Source organism: Mesorhizobium sp. NZP2234 (assembly GCF_013170765.1).
Lineage (GTDB): Bacteria > Pseudomonadota > Alphaproteobacteria > Rhizobiales > Rhizobiaceae > Mesorhizobium > Mesorhizobium loti_D.
Map to the genome: position 1 here is coordinate 6,560,024 of NZ_CP033364.1, position 13,837 is coordinate 6,573,860.

9 protein-coding genes and 3 pseudogenes are annotated in these 13,837 nt (G+C 59.4%); 5 read left to right on the forward strand and 7 right to left on the reverse strand.

The window, feature by feature from the left end; translation table 11 throughout:
* Positions 1-85: 85 nt before the first annotated feature.
* Positions 86-1,075, reverse strand: a complete 990-nt coding sequence (locus EB230_RS31620; RefSeq protein ID WP_109671349.1) for a nodulation protein NodZ — start codon at positions 1,073-1,075, stop codon at positions 86-88.
* A gap of 462 nt (positions 1,076-1,537) precedes the next feature.
* On the opposite strand from EB230_RS31620, the pseudogene EB230_RS31625 reads away from it, so the two are divergent.
* Positions 1,538-1,915 (forward strand): annotated as a pseudogene (locus EB230_RS31625) (IS481 family transposase); the annotation flags it as partial.
* 91 nt (positions 1,916-2,006) lie between these two features.
* On the opposite strand, the gene EB230_RS31630 reads toward EB230_RS31625, so the two are convergent.
* Both EB230_RS31630 and EB230_RS32885 read right to left on the reverse strand, forming a co-directional pair.
* Entirely contained in the window at positions 2,007-3,173 is a 1,167-nt protein-coding gene (locus tag EB230_RS31630) for an FAD-binding oxidoreductase (RefSeq protein WP_172234410.1), read from the reverse strand.
* A 133-nt stretch (positions 3,174-3,306) separates the two neighbouring features.
* Positions 3,307-3,480: pseudogene (locus EB230_RS32885) on the reverse strand (methionine adenosyltransferase domain-containing protein); the annotation flags it as partial.
* Here EB230_RS32885 and EB230_RS32890 point away from each other — a divergent pair.
* Positions 3,446-3,673 carry a hypothetical protein gene (locus tag EB230_RS32890; protein ID WP_172370972.1) on the forward strand — a complete coding sequence of 76 codons (228 nt, stop codon included), beginning with the start codon at positions 3,446-3,448 and terminating at the stop codon, positions 3,671-3,673. The pseudogene EB230_RS32885 and the gene EB230_RS32890 sit on opposite strands and share 35 nt — an antisense overlap.
* A 248-nt stretch (positions 3,674-3,921) precedes the next feature.
* Here the strand turns inward: EB230_RS32890 and EB230_RS31645 are convergent.
* The 3 genes and pseudogenes from EB230_RS31645 to EB230_RS31655 form a co-directional block, all read right to left on the reverse strand.
* Positions 3,922-4,515 (reverse strand): annotated as a pseudogene (locus tag EB230_RS31645) (IS3 family transposase).
* Between the two features lie 66 nt (positions 4,516-4,581).
* Positions 4,582-5,949, reverse strand: a complete 1,368-nt coding sequence (locus EB230_RS31650; RefSeq protein WP_172374841.1) for a sigma-54 dependent transcriptional regulator — start codon at positions 5,947-5,949, stop codon at positions 4,582-4,584.
* Positions 5,946-7,799, reverse strand: coding sequence for a sensor histidine kinase (locus EB230_RS31655; RefSeq protein WP_172375232.1), 1,854 nt, complete (start codon positions 7,797-7,799; stop codon positions 5,946-5,948). Before EB230_RS31655 ends, EB230_RS31650 begins: the two co-directional genes overlap by 4 nt.
* A 276-nt stretch (positions 7,800-8,075) precedes the next feature.
* Here EB230_RS31655 and EB230_RS31660 point away from each other — a divergent pair, with 276 nt between their 5' ends.
* The 3 genes from EB230_RS31660 to nifA all read left to right on the forward strand — a co-directional run bounded on the left by EB230_RS31660 (position 8,076) and on the right by nifA (position 13,233).
* The gene (locus EB230_RS31660; RefSeq protein ID WP_172374843.1) at positions 8,076-9,509 is read left to right on the forward strand and encodes a dicarboxylate/amino acid:cation symporter; all 1,434 of its coding nucleotides are present in this window, start codon (positions 8,076-8,078) and stop codon (positions 9,507-9,509) included.
* Positions 9,510-9,827: 318 nt separating this feature from the next.
* A complete protein-coding gene (locus tag EB230_RS31665; RefSeq protein WP_006333923.1) occupies positions 9,828-10,859 on the forward strand; it encodes a LacI family DNA-binding transcriptional regulator in 1,032 nt (343 codons plus the stop codon).
* A gap of 631 nt (positions 10,860-11,490) precedes the next feature.
* Positions 11,491-13,233: a nif-specific transcriptional activator NifA gene (gene nifA, locus EB230_RS31670; RefSeq protein ID WP_172374845.1), complete on the forward strand. Its 1,743-nt coding sequence runs from the start codon at positions 11,491-11,493 to the stop codon at positions 13,231-13,233.
* A 15-nt stretch (positions 13,234-13,248) separates the two neighbouring features.
* Here nifA and EB230_RS31675 read toward each other — a convergent pair whose 3' ends face one another.
* Entirely contained in the window at positions 13,249-13,764 is a 516-nt protein-coding gene (locus tag EB230_RS31675; protein WP_209444691.1) for a pantoate--beta-alanine ligase, read from the reverse strand.
* Between the last annotated feature and the right edge of the window lie 73 nt (positions 13,765-13,837).

Consider the following 13,837-nt stretch of genomic DNA (forward strand, 5'->3'; position numbering starts at 1 on the left):
CGTGGCGAGAAAGGTGCGCATTGGGCAGGGCGAACGGGGGCCTCTGCGCGAAGGCAAGGGAGAGTTCGAGCGGGATGCCAGCCTTTCATGGAGCCGGGGAACGTTCGAAAGAGTTGTCGATCAAGATCAAACGACGCGGGTCATTCAAATCGAATTCGACAATTCGTGGCACGAAGAGGCGGGCATAGCGGGTGAAGGCGCTAGTCGGAGGAAAGCGAATAACAGTGTCGCATCGACCGAGGAGATACATCTCAACGAGAGCGGAAAAACCCCCGTCGGTGCCCAGTGCTGCACTGTGTAAGGGGCCGGCCTGATCCGCCTGAAAGCGTTTTGGGACGGTGAAAAGTTCGGGAAATACGCCCGACAGGTGATCAACAACCTTGGCGCTGTCTGTACACAAGAACACCCTTACAGGTCTTGAATGCGGTTGCGCCTTGGCCATACGAATGGCAGTGCATACCTGCTCTAAGGCAACCTTCGGATCAGCCCAGTAAGGTGCGTGATCCATAATATCTTCGCCGTTGCCGTGGCGGACATGGACTCCAATTATGCTGTGCCCGTCAAAATGTTCCTGGTAGAGCGCTTCAATGCGATCCTCAATTTCGACCCTCGGTGTGATGCTCCTAAATATGGTTCGCTCGGCCTTTTCATCGCAGCGCCACATCAAGCAAGCATCACACACTATCGTGTTGGCTTCACAATCATCTTGGGCCTGGAAAAGATCGTTAAGCTCGTCACGTTCTTGGAAAATCTGTTCATCCGGACGGTACACGCAGTCGATGGATGGCTTGTTCCACCACGACGGGAAGAAGGGACCAGGGAATGAGACGTGGTTGATCTGGTCATCGCAAATGACCCGTACACCACCGATATCCTCAATTGGCTTGAAGAAAGCTGGAAAGGCATTCGCAAACGGGTTGTCAAGGTAACAAGAGCCGCGCCAATCTATTGCTAAAGCTCGTCCCGTCCGATGTGCGTAGTCCCAAGCCGACGCGAGAGACCACAGGCAATCACCGAGACCCGTGCGCCGTCGAGAAACAACGAACCGATCGTTCCTTGAGCGATCAACAAGCATCTAAATTGCCTCTCTCCAGAACACCACAAGCCTCAGCTTTGCTGCTGCGTTTGAGGCAAGCGCCTGCGCAATTCGGGGAAGATTGTCGTGCTGTGCCAATGCGATGTAGCTTGCGTCTGTCGCGGAAGTGCCTGGCCGCGATGGACGCGCGCCTGGGCTGGTCTTCCGCGCAGACCAGAAAATGCTCTTCGGAGCCAACGCAAACATCAACCACTTTCCTTAAGGCTGCTACATTCTTGAATTCTTTCTATGCATCGTGCCGTAACATCGGTAAAATCGTCTGTTTCGATGAAACGCATCCACGCCATGGATGGCTAGTGACATGGGTTCCAGAGCGTTGGCTGTGAACCCTCTCGCTGTGCTCGACGCACCGCTAACCCCAGCGGAACCTCACGGTGACAGCACGCAGCATCGACCTAAGTGAGCCGGCCATGAGCGCGGGCCGCGGCCACGAAGTTTCGACTGGGCCAGGTTCTGCATGGGAGCGCCACAAAGAAAGAGGCGATGCGTCGAGCTGTAAGCGAGCCTGAGCTCGCTTTCGAAGCGCTATGCCATCAACCCCAAGACGGTCGCGAAGTGGAGGAGCGGAGTTCGACCGCCGATCTGCCCACCGGCCCCAGGGAGCCGAGATCGAAGGTTCTGTCTGCCGTAGAAGAGGACCGTTGTTGTGGCCTTCCGCCGCAACACACTGCTGCCGCTGGACGATTGCCTCTACGGCCTTGCAGCCGACGATCCCGCATCTGACGCGCTCTTCATTGCACCTATGTCTGCAGCGCAAGCATCGGCTTCTTCCACATTGATATTGCGGAGATCCCAACCGAACAGGGCAAGCTAAACATCAAGGCCTTTGTACCGGGGCACCGCCTGTCGCGAACCTTCGCGCCCCTCTGTCCCGCCGGCACCAAAGGAGACCGTCGCGGCGCCGTTGTTGCTAGATCACATTCAATTCCCTAAACGCCCTCCCTTCGGCGACACGGATGTACCCAAACGCGGAGCAATCGACCGTGCGGTAGCCGCCATGCACGAGAAGCTCGGCCAGCGCCTTGCCGACCGCCGGGGCCTGCTGCAGACCGTGGCCTGAAAATCCGTTGGCGAAGAGGAAATTTTTCACCTTGGGGTGCGGCCCGATCACCGCGTTCTGGTCGAGCGTGTTGTAATCGTAGTGCCCGGCCCAGGCGCGGGTAGGCTTGATGGCCTCGAAGGCCGGAATGCGGGTCGCCAGCACCGGCCAAATCACCTCTTCGAACAGCGGCCAGTCGACCTCGAAATCGGTGGGGTCGGCCGGGCCGTCGCCTTCTTCCGTTTCGGCGCCGCCGGTGAGATAGACCGAGCCTTCCGGCCGGACATAGATGCCGGAGGGATCGACCAGCAGCGGCATATCAGAATATTTGTCGCGCGCCTCGAAGACGAAGACGTTGCGCTTGCGCGGCTCCACAGGCAGCGCCAGCCCGGCCATGGCAGCGACCTTGCCGGCATTCGGCCCGGCGGCATTGATGACGGTGCCGGCTTCGATCGTCTCGCCATTGTCGAGCCTGACGCTGGTGACACGGTGGCCCTGTCGCTCGATGCCGATGACCGAGGCGGTCATAAAGTCCACGTTCTTGCTGCGCAACGCCTTGCGGAACAGCGTCAGCATGGCATGCGCGTCGAACCAGCCTTCGCCGCTGCGGCCATAGGCGCCGGCGGATATATCTTCGGTCGACAGCCAAGGGAAGCGGCGGGTAAGCTGGTCGGCGTCCTCCAGCACGATGTCAGCGCTCTCGGCCTTCTGCGCCTCGTGATTGGCTTTGAGGATCGGCAGACCGTTCTCGCTGGCGAGAATGAGAAAGCCGCCCTCGCGGAAACCGATATCGGCGTCAGCTCCAAAGGTTTCCTTCAGCCGTCGGAACAGTTTCAGCGTGAACTGCGACAGGCGGATGTTCTGCGGGATCGAGAATTGCTGGCGAATGGAGGCGCAGGACAACGTCGTTGCCGCGTGCGCGAACTGCGGATCGCGCTCGATCAGCGCGATCGAGCCGGAAAACCCTTCTTCACGCAGATAGTAGGCGATCGAAGAGCCGACGATGGCTCCTCCGATGATAACGATCTCGTAACGCACTTTTTTGTCGCCTTTCCGGTAACCGCCCGTGTCGATCACACAGCCGTCAGCATGATGTCGAAGCGCGTGCCGCGGCCGGGCGCGGGCCTAGCGAGTTGAAATGGGTTGCCGCATGCGCTTGATCCATCAGCCCTCACGCGGCTGCCGGTCCTGCTTCACGCAGCAAGTCGTCGGCTTTGTCCGTCTTCTCCCAGGTGAGCTCAGGCTCTTCACGGCCGAAGTTTCCGTATGTCCCCGTCTTGCGGTATATCGGGCGTAAGAGATCAAGCATCTTGATGATGCCTTTCGGTCGGAGATCGAAAACATGCGAATCCAAACATGAGGCCCTGATCCCGCCCTTGCTCGAGATCCTGCCATCGTCCTTCATCAACGCCCTGGCTTATGTCGGGCGACTGCCCAGTGAGAGCCTGAACGACGGCGCAACTTCGGCCATCAAAGCCGATGGCATCGTCGTCGTAGCCAATATCGAGTATCGTATGCTGTTTGGCGGCGGAACATAAAACGACACCAGATTTCTGCCGCCACTGATCTCGAAAGTTGTGATGAGCGTACCATTGACAGCGATTTGCGCTCGCAAAGATTCCATGAATTTCTTTGAAGGATCTGTTGCAACGCTAAACAAGAACGCAACGAGATTGGCGGGGGCCTGGTAAGGCAAGCTGGAACTGGTTGGCCAAGAGGGAGGCGATCCGCGCACCGTTCCCCAGGCGACGTGCTAACTTGCATCGTGCACCTCATCCGCCATTTGCTAAATGTTTAGTCCCGGCATTTGCTGGAGCGGATTGAAAGTGAACGCTCGGGCTGGGAAGCCCATGCCTTCCAGATGAACTCGCAGGGCGTGAGGCCCTTGAGGGTCTTCAGCTTGCGGCCGAAATTGTAGGCCGCGACGAAGTCGGCAAGATGCCGACGCAGTTGGTCGCGATCGTCGTAGTGGAAGCGCTTGACGGTTGCGTCTTGATGGTCCGGTTCATTCTCTCGACTCTTCTCGCCGGCCTGTCGCCGTCGACATCTGGCAATCGGCCGATGCTTGCCTGCAGCCAGCGGTGCAATGAAGAGCGCGTCAGATGCGGGACGTCGGCTGCAACGCGTAGAGGCAATCGTCGAGCGGCAGCAGCCTGTTGGGGCGGAAGGCCACAACAACGGTCCTCTTCCTCGGCAGACAGAACTGTCGACTCCCTGGGGCCGGCGGACAGATCGGGTCGAATTCCGCTTCTCCACTTCGCGACCGTCTTGGGGTTGATGCCATAGCGCTTCGAAAGCGACCTCAGGCTCGCTTCACTATGTTGTATCGCTCGACGGATCGCCTCTGTCGTTGTGGCGCTCCATGCAGAACCTGGCCCATAGTGCATCCTTTGAGTCGGACGAGAATGGCGAAATTTCTTTTCCGCGACATGCGAGCAAGAAGGCTTCAGCCAATGGCGGTTTTTCGATAATCGGCCGCGTCTATCCCATGTCGTTTCAGCTTGTCGTAGAAGGTCTTGCGGGGAACTCCCAGGACTTCGATCGTGCGCCTCACGTCGCCGCCGCATTCCTGCAAGGCATCGCGGATGACAGTCGCCTCATAAAGGCTGACCTTCTCGGACAAGGGGAGGCTTGATACCGCTTGTTCCTTTCGACCTGATGCAATGGGCGTGCCTAGCCCTTCAAGTCCCAATGCAACGCGATCGGCGAAATGCACGAGTTCACGGACATTGCCGGGCCAATTGTGGCTCACGAGGCGATCGCGCACGCCAGCGCTTATGTCCGGAACTGGCCTGCTGAAGCGTTTGGAGGCGCGTTCCAGGAAATGCCCAAAGAGCATCGGGATGTCTTCGCGCCTTTCGCGAAGCGGCGGGATGCGGAGCGTCACCACATTCAGCCGGAAATAAAGGTCTTCCCGGAAATCTCCGCGGGCGGCCGGATCGCCGAGATCGGCCTTGGTAGCCGACACGACACGAAGGTCGATGCTGCGGGTTTCGTTCGTGCCAAGCGGCGTGATCTGCCGGGTCTCAAGCACCCTCAGAAGCTTCACCTGGAGTGCTGGCGGCATCGACTCGATTTCGTCGAGGAAGAGCGTCCCTCCGTTCGAATGCTCGATGCGACCGGTCCTGCGCCTCTGCGCGCCAGTAAAGGCGCCTGCCTCGTGCCCGAAAAGTTCGCTATCGATGACGCTTTCGGGCAGCGCTCCACAATTCAGGGCAACGAAGGGCTTCGTGCGTCGTCTGCTCCAGCGGTGAAGCAGATCCGCGACCACCTCCTTGCCCGTGCCCGTCTCGCCTTCCACAAGGACATCCACATCGGTATCGGCGATCTGGCGGAGAGTTTCGCGCAATCGAATCATGGTCGGTGCCTCCCCGATCAGCGGGATATCGCCCGCAGATCGGACAATAGCATCCCTAAGACGTCTGTTTTCCAGGATCAGGCGCCGTTTTTCCGAAGCGCGATGCAGCGTCACGAGAAGCCGGTCGTTCGCATATGGCTTCGAGATGAAATCGTAGGCGCCATCCTTGATGGCGGCAACGGCCAGCTCGACGTCGGCATGCCCGGTGATCAGGACAACCGGAATTTCCGGGTCGATCGCCTTCACTCGCTCGAAGAGCTGAAGTCCGTTCAGCCCGGGCATACGGATGTCACTCACGACAGGGCCATCGAAGTTCCCGTCGATTCTGGCGAGTGCGGCCTCGGCCGAACCGAACACGCTCGGTGAGAACGAGGCAAGCTTCAGCATCTGCGTGGCTGCGCGAAGCACATCCTCGTCATCGTCGATAAAAATGACCGGTCCTGATTCAGCACTCATGCCGCTCGCCTCAGCTCGACCGTGAAGGAAGTCCCTCTCCCGTGGCCGGCATCATCATGCCGCAACGAGCCGCCGAGCTCACGTGCGATCTCTTGCGAAATGACCAGGCCAAGACCGAGACCCTTTTCCTTGTTGGTAACGAACGGCATGAAGAGGCTCCTGCGAATGTCGGGGGCAAGGCCGGGGCCGTTGTCCCGAAGGGAAATAGCGACCATTTCCCCGTTTTCGGCGAGCGCTATCTCGACGCGGGGCTCCGGTTGATCCTTCAGAGCGTCAAGCGCGTTCTGGAGAAGGTTGACGAGTATCTGCTCCAGTCGCATGCGGCTTGCCATGACAATTGGAGACGGATCGATCCGCTTCCGTTCAATCGTCACCCCGGAATCGCGAATTCGGCCTGAAAGAAGCGACAGAGCGCCGTCGATCGCGTCGTCCGCCAGTATCGGTCCCATCGATCCGCTGGCGCGGCGGGAAAAGGACCTTAGCGTTTCAGTGATCGTGCCGATCCTGCCGGTCATGGCGACGATCGAGGTCAGATTCTCGGCGGTGTCTTGCGACCGGCCGATCCCTAGAAGACGCGCGGCATTTTCAGCATAGGTGCGGATTGCGGCGACCGGCTGGTTGATCTCGTGGGCGACCCCGGCCGTTATCTGTCCCAGGATTGACAAGCGGTTCGCCTGGGCGAGTTCGTCGCGCAGGCGGCGCACTCTTGCCTCAGCGTTCTCTCGCTCGGCGATCTCACCGGCGAGCGCTTCGTTCGAGCGCTGGAGCTCCGCAGTGCGCAGTTCGACGCGATGCTCCAGTTCCGCATTCAGCAACACAAGCACTTCTTGCCGCTGCCGGGCCGCCCGCCGCCGTCGAACAATGATGAAAGCGACGAATCCAACGAGAACGAGGGCCAGCAGCGTTGTCACGCGGGCTGTCATGACCGCCGAGGAGATCTCGGTGTCGGCGGGGATGAGCAACGACATGCGCCAGCCCGGAACTGCTTTGCCGAGATCCTGCGAAACCGCAACGAAACCGGCTGATCGACTCTCAGGAGTTGCGGTGACCAGGTTGTCGCCGCGGCGGGAAAGCGGCACCGGCTCGAAAGTCACGCCCGGTAGCTGCAGACGATCGCGAGCGGTTTGCTTCTCCTTTGCGGAAAGCGGTGAGAGAGCGCCAAAACGCCATTGGGGCACGCTCGTGGCAAGAACCACGCCTCGCTCATCGGTCGTGAAGACCACGAAGCCGCTCTCCAGCCAACGCGACTCGACGCGGTCGAGCTCCACCTTCACCACAACCACACCGAGCGGCCCCTCCGGCCCATCGACCCGGCTCGACAGATAGAGACCAGGGCGCGCGCTAACCGTGCCGAGCGCATATTGCATAGCCGCGCCATCCGCCATCGCCTCGGTGAAGTAGTGGCGAAAGCGGTAATCGCTGCCGACGAAACTGGTCGGCTCGCCGGCGTTGCTCGCAGCAACCGCTACGCCCTCAGGATTAATGATGTAGAGTATAGAAGAGCCGGCGTCGCGCGCGATGGCGCGAAGCTTGTCATCAAGCGCGGCTTCGTTGGCAGTGCTCCGACTGAGAAGCATCTCCTGAACGGCACCGTCGCGTGCCAGAACCAGCGGAATCATTCGCTGCTTCTCGATCTCTCCTTTCAAACTGTCGGCTGCAAGCGGGAACGCGGCAAGAGCACGGTCGCGTAGGGCATACTCTGCTCTGGTGCCGGCGATGCGTCCCGTTGCAAAGACGACGAAACAGAGCGCCGCACCAAGAATTGCAAGCAAAACCACAAGCCAGAGAGATCGACCGCCGGATCTACCAGGGAAGACCAAAGGGGCGCGCTGGAAGGCGCCATTACCCATGTCTTCTTCTTCTGCCATCGTATTCTTAAAACCGATCATTGACGAACCATAGTGCGGGGTTCCGCCAGAAGGGAAGGCGATCCGTGCGGAAAACCGCACAATCTTGCTGCGCGATTTGTTGAAGATACCTGAGGCTCCGGCGATTTCCGCGCTCTCTTGGCTTGGCACGGCTATTGCGGTCAACAACGCAGCAGCGTTCGACCGGGGCGCCGCGATGGGAGAAGCCGCGCGGGGAGGAACAGCCCGCCCCAAACCGGTCAGGGAGAGAAAACTTACATGTTGACCCCACTGGCTCCAAGCGTAAAGCGCGCACCCCGCAAGACCCTTTTTGCCAAGCCTTACGTGCAGGTGCTTGTCGCAATCCTCCTCGGAATTGCGGTTGGCCATTTTTATCCGCAAATCGGCGAAAACCTGAAGCCGCTCGGCGATGCCTTCATCAAGCTCGTCAAGATGATCATCGCGCCCGTTATCTTTCTGACCGTGTCGACTGGAATTGCCGGCATGAGCGATCTTCAGAAGGTCGGCCGTGTTGCCGGCAAGGCGATGGTCTATTTCTTCACCTTCTCGACGCTCGCGCTTATCGTCGGCCTCATCGTCGGCAATCTCATTCAACCTGGCGCCGGCCTCAACATCGATCTGACCTCGCTCGACGTCCAAGCCGTCAATGGCTATGCCTCAAAGGCCCATGAGCAGTCCGTGACCGGCTTCCTCATGAACATGATCCCGACCACGATTGTCGGCGCCTTTGTGGAAGGCGACATTCTACAGGTGTTGTTCTTCTCCGTCCTCTTCGGCATCGCGCTGGCGATGGTCGGAGAATCGGGCAAATCGGTTCTTTCCTTCCTTCAGGACCTCACTGCACCCGTTTTCAAATTGGTCGGCATCCTGATGAAAGCCGCGCCGATCGGTGCTTTCGGAGCAATGGCCTTCACGATTGGCAAATATGGCATCGGTTCGGTAGCCAACCTTGCGATGCTGGTCGGGACCTTCTATCTCACGGCCTTCCTCTTCGTATTCGGGGTTCTCGGTGCAGTCTGTCGCTACAACGGCTTCTCGATCTTTTCTCTTATCCGCTACATAAAGGAAGAGCTGCTGCTGGTCCTCGGAACGTCCTCCTCCGAGGCTGCGCTGCCCTCTCTCATGGAGAAAATGGAAAAGGCCGGCGCCAAGCGCTCGGTCGTGGGCCTGGTTATCCCGACCGGATATTCCTTCAATCTGGATGGCACCAATATCTACATGACCCTCGCGGCCCTTTTCATCGCGCAGGCGACGAATACGGATTTGTCAGTTGGCGATCAGGTCCTGCTGCTGCTCGTCGCGATGCTTTCCTCCAAGGGTGCAGCAGGTGTCACAGGTGCCGGCTTCGTCACGTTGGCCGCTACGCTCTCCGTAGTGCCGGCAGTTCCCGTTGCTGGAATGGCGCTGATCCTTGGCGTCGATCGCTTCATGTCGGAATGCAGGGCACTGACGAATTTGGTCGGTAACGCGGTGGCATCGCTCGTCGTCGCCCGCTGGGAAGGCGAACTGGATCAGGCGCAATTGAAAGCTGCATTCTGCGGCCACCAGCCTGCCGAGACATCAACCGGCCAGCCACTGATAACGCCCGCGCCGAGCAACTCGGCAGCATCGCTGCCGGTTGAATCGCCTGGCTGGTCCCAAACGCCGGACGATCGGGCCGCGGGTTCCAAACAAACTCTCGCGGGCCGATGAAATCAAGAAACCCGAAATGCAGTGGGTGCAAAATCATCTGCGCCTTGCGAAGGTCTTGCACCGGTCACGACACACAAGCCATCGATGATGCGCTTAATGCCTCCGAAGTTTGCGACGGTTCGTGGAACCGGGCGCGGAGCTCGATCGGAGCCGTCGGCACGGCTGAACAATTCGCCCACGCTCTACGTTTCGGCTTCTACCTCGCACCACGCCACGACAAGAATTCGGTAGCGAACAGGATCAATGCAGGAATGACAGATTTTACTGAACCGACCTTTGCCGGATTTCTTCTTGATGTCGTTTAATCAGACTCGAACAATGGCGAAGCGACCTATAATTGCTGATATCGCCCGGGAAGCAGGGGTAAGTGTTGCCACCGTTGACCGAGTTCTGAATGCCCGTCATCCGGTGCGGAAGGAGACTGCGCAGCGGGTCTTAGCGGCCGCACAGGCCATCGGATATCACGCCGCAGGTCTTATCAAGCAGCGCCTGCAGCCGGACCTGCCGCAATATCGGCTTGGCTTCATCTTGAGAAAACCGACTCACCACTTCTACCAGGGCTTCGCGCGTGAGGTCGAAGCGGCGGTCAACGCGGCGAAGTGCTTCCATGGCACTTCGCTCATCGAATTCGCGCCGTCGCACATGCCGTGCGACCTTGTTCCACTGCTCAAGGAATTCGGCGCGCGATGTCACGCGATCGCCATGGTGGCGCCGGACCATCCGGCTATCACGGCAGCCGTCCAAGAACTCAAGGCAAAAGGCATCCCCGTTTTCTCGCTGCTTTCCGATTTCGCCGAAGGTGTTCGTGAGGGTTATATCGGCCTCGACAACCGCAAGGTCGGGCGGACGACAGCGTGGATGCTTTCAAAGGTCGCAAGACGGCCGGGCAAGGTGGCGGTTTTTGTCGGCAGCCACCGTTTTCAGGGGCAGGAGCTGCGGGAGGTCGGCTTTCGCTCCTATTTCCGTGAGAATGCACCGACATTCGAGCTGCTCGATCCGCTCGTGAACCTTGAGGCACGGCAGATCACCTACGAGGCCACGCTGGATCTCATGCAACGGGAACCCGAACTCACCGGCTTCTATGTGGCCGGCGGAGGTATGGAGGGAGCGATCTCCGCGCTCCGTGAAGAAGGCGAAAGCCGGGGTCTCGTCGCGATCGTTAACGAGATCACGCCGGAGTCACGGGCTGCACTCGCAGATGGCATGATCACGATGTCGGTCGCCACGCCCCAGCGCCTGCTTTGCCAGGAACTGATGACGCTGATGGCCCAGGCCATCAAGGTCGGCACTTCGGAGACGCTTGGGCAGACTTTTCTTCCGTTCGAGATCTATCTGCCGGAAAACATCTGAAAAACTGATAAAATACTATCATGAGAGCCTAATTTCCTTTCATTCATGAAAGAAAAGCAGCGGGAGTTTGATTGACTCACCTGCCTCATTCCGGTCTCGTTTAACAACGAATGATTGCTGCGCGGCGGAAGCCAGTCAGCCGAGAACGACGACCCGCACTTCATGGAAGAGAAAGGAAAGCCATGCGTCAAGCATCGCTCCGCTTTGCGATCGACCGCATGACGCCGCCCCAACTTGCCAGGACCGCACTTGCCCGCGGCCCGGGCCTGACTGGCATCGACATTAGCTATCATCTCGATGGCAATTTCATTGCTCGCGAAAAGCCGGCTGCAGACGTCCGTCTTGCTGATGGATCAATCGTCACGACTATCTTCATCAACGCCTTTTCGTGCTTCAATGAGTCCCCGCGTGCCAGGTCGAGGCGAGCAAACTCGTCGATTGTGCAGTGGCCTGCGGAGCGAAGACGCCCACGAATGCGATCCGCCAAGGACATCCACGCGCTGGAGGATAGGCGCACTTGCCTCGAGCATCGATTTCATGGCGCGAGATGGATGATCACATGCAACACGCTGCTCGCAACTCCGAGTAAAGTGCCAGGCAGATCTCGTCACGCTGCATATCGCTTCCAAAAATGAAAAGGCCCAATTCAAAGTCCGAGACGAATAACGGGGTCCCTATTGTGCCGTTGCACGAGAGGGCGCTGGACATCTTTGAAACGTCGAAAGCGCTCACCGCTCCGTCTGGGCTGGAAGCCACGTTGGCCAACGTCGTCGATCTCCTGCCATCGTTGGTGCAGGTGCGGCACGGCATCATCTCGCTCTGCGACGGTACCGGCATACCGGACATGACCGTCGGCGCCGGCTGGAGCGAAGACAACGATGAGCGCTACCGGAAGCATCTGCCACGGACGGCGATCGACCAAATCATAACGACGGGCATGGCGCTCGTCGCCGAGAACATAGCGCTGGATCCGGCCTTCAACGCCGCCGACAAGGACGTGCTCGGGGCGTCCGACAACATGAAAGTGTCGTTCATCGGCGTACCCATTCACGTCGATGCGAACGTCGTGGGCACGCTGACCATCGACCGCATCCTGGACAACAAATCAGGTTCCCTTCTCGATCATGACCTCCGCCTCCTTACCACAATCGCCAATCTGGTTGGGCAGACAGTGAAGCTGCATCGCATGTTCGCGTCCGACCGCGAGCGACTGATGGCCGAGAAAATCGGGATGCAAAAGCAATTCGGCGAACTCAAGCAGCCTGGGCATGAGGGCAAGAGGGCTAATGTCAAGGGGATCGTTGGCGACAGCCCGGCGCTGCGCGGGCTGCTCGAGAAGGTCGCGTTAGTAGCCAGGTCCAACAGCACCGTTTTGCTGCGCGGGGAATCCGGGACCGGCAAGGAGCTGGTCGCCAAGGCCGTTCACGAGCTGTCGGGGCGCGCCAAGCGGCCGTTCATCAAGCTCAATTGCGCAGCGCTCCCTGAGACAGTCCTGGAATCCGAACTGTTCGGTCACGAAAAGGGTGCCTTCACCAGTGCATTCAACTCGCGCAAGGGGCGCTTTGAGCTCGCCGACAAGGGAACGTTGTTTCTGGACGAGATCGGTGAGATTTCGGCCTCGTTCCAGGCAAAGCTGCTGCGCGTTCTGCAAGAGCAGGAGTTCGAGCGCGTCGGCAGCAACCAGACGATTAAGGTCGACGTTCGCGTGATTGCCGCCACGAACAGGAACCTGGAAGACGCGGTTGCAAGGAACGAGTTTCGCGCCGACCTTTATTACCGCATCAGCGTTGTTCCCTTGCTGGTGCCGCCATTGCGCGAAAGGCGCGGTGATATTCCGCTTCTTGCCGCTGAGTTTCTCAAGAATTTCAACAGCGAGAACGGCCGTACGATGGTCTTCGATGCGAGTGCGACTGAAGTGCTGATGAACTGTGCTTTTCCCGGAAATGTCCGCGAGCTTGAAAATTGCGTGCAGAGGACAGCGACCCTGGCAGCGGGAGCGTCAATCGGCAGAAACGACTTTGACTGCTGCCACGGCCGATGCCTTTCCGCGATGCTATGGAAGCACGCATCGAAGGAGACTGCGCCGAAATCGGAGCCGATCGCACCATCGCCACTGAACCCGGCCATGCGTTCGTCTGGTGATTTTGCTTCGGCCGCCTTTGCGGCCCCGCCCGTTGACAGCCAGCAGGCACTGCCAGCGCCTGTTCGGGGAGCCCTCGTAAGCGACGCGCAGATGACCGATCGCGAGCGTCTCATCGCGGCCATGGAAAGATCCGGCTGGGTACAGGCAAAGGCAGCGCGCCTGCTTGGACTGACGCCGCGCCAGATTGGCTACGCGCTGAGGAAATACGGTATCGAGATCAAGAATCTCTGAACCGGCTGTCGAACTTCAGTATGTCGGGCCGCGACATAGCGAGCGAGGCGAAGAGCTGGGACAAATCAAGCGTGCGTTGGTTCGGCTCGGTGAGGCGGTGCAGCCTCCTCTCGGCGCCGGCCCGTAATTCGAGATATTCAACGACTCTGTAGCCGGCGGCAAGGATCGCGTCGCCGCGGCGAATACAGCTTCGCGTGGCGGTGCCAACCTCTCGGCCGCTTCAAGAGAATTTCGCTTTGGCGCCGCCACGCTCTGTGCTGTGCGGCCGACAGCCTGAGAGTTGCGCGACGACATCGCCAAGCCATCGGCTTCGCGCCTTGTCGGAAAGGCGATGATCCCGATCGGTATGTCGAGGTCGCGGGCAAGCCGGGGCACTTGCAACGCTGAAAATCCTTCTCCCCGAAGAAGGCGGACGGCGCCGGTCTGGAAAAAGAGCTTCGTCACCAATCTCCCCCACGCCGTCGAAATGGCTTGGGCCGCGCCGCACAGGCCGCCGCTCACCCCTCTCACCGAGACCACGGTGGCAACCACTCTCGTCTGCGTCGTTCAATTGCGACGAGGGTAAGGATCACCCGGTCGGCGCGCTGAAGTGCGGCGCGCACCA

What these genes read in the sequence shown, in the direction of transcription:
- EB230_RS31620 (WP_109671349.1), bottom strand. Translation starts at nt 1,075, where the DNA reads ATGCTTGTTGATCGCTCAAGGAACGATCGGTTCGTTGTTTCTCGACGG.
- EB230_RS31650 (WP_172374841.1), bottom strand. Translation starts at nt 5,949, where the DNA reads ATGAGTGCTGAATCAGGACCGGTCATTTTTATCGACGATGACGAGGAT.
- EB230_RS31655 (WP_172375232.1), bottom strand. Translation starts at nt 7,799, where the DNA reads ATGGGTAATGGCGCCTTCCAGCGCGCCCCTTTGGTCTTCCCTGGTAGA.
- EB230_RS31660 (WP_172374843.1), top strand. Translation starts at nt 8,076, where the DNA reads ATGTTGACCCCACTGGCTCCAAGCGTAAAGCGCGCACCCCGCAAGACC.
- EB230_RS31665 (WP_006333923.1), top strand. Translation starts at nt 9,828, where the DNA reads ATGGCGAAGCGACCTATAATTGCTGATATCGCCCGGGAAGCAGGGGTA.
- nifA (WP_172374845.1), top strand. Translation starts at nt 11,491, where the DNA reads ATGAAAAGGCCCAATTCAAAGTCCGAGACGAATAACGGGGTCCCTATT.